The sequence below is a fragment of the Cereibacter changlensis JA139 genome, assembly GCF_003034985.1.
Classification (GTDB): Bacteria; Pseudomonadota; Alphaproteobacteria; order Rhodobacterales; family Rhodobacteraceae; genus Cereibacter; species Cereibacter changlensis.
Genome location: NZ_PZKG01000427.1, coordinates 1 through 536, shown reverse-complemented (window position 1 = coordinate 536; position 536 = coordinate 1). Strand labels below are relative to the sequence as shown.

The 536-nt window shown below is 71.8% G+C and carries 1 protein-coding gene; it reads left to right on the top strand.

Annotation, left to right across the window (positions count from 1 at the left end; genetic code table 11):
- Window positions 1–191: 191 nt before the first annotated feature.
- On the top strand, window positions 192–536 hold a 345-nt coding region (locus tag C5F48_RS24495), incomplete at its 3' end, for an MFS transporter (protein ID WP_146170792.1).

Here is a 536-nt window from a genome sequence, read left to right as displayed (position 1 = left end):
CCTCGTCTGGTGGATCGGCGTCGGCATCGGGGCCTTCTCGGCCATCGTCCACCTGCCGAGCCGCGAAACCCGGATGACCCTGCAAGCCGCCTGAGCCGCCGGCGGGGCAGGGCGATCCGCCCTTGCCCCCGCCGATCCAGCCGCTACACCTGTCCGGCCCGGTCCGGGCGCCCTTGGGAGGGGGGAGGAGAATGCGTGCAGGAATCGTCTGTCTGGTCTTGGCCTATGTCCTGAGCCAGTTCTACCGCGCCTTCCTCGCCGTTCTGACCCCGGTCCTGAAATCCGAGCTCGGCGCCACTGCCGAAGATCTCGCCGCCGCCTCCGGCCTCTGGTTCCTCGCCTTCGCGCTGATGCAGCTGCCCGTCGGCTGGGCGCTCGACCACATCGGTCCCCGCCTCACCTCCGCCGTGCTGCTCGCCGTCGGCGGCGGCGGCGGCGCACTGGTCTTCGCCACGGCGCAGGGCCCGGGCGCGATCAGCCTCGCCATGGCGCTGATCGGCGTCGGCTGCGCGCCGGTGCTGATGGCCGCCTATTAC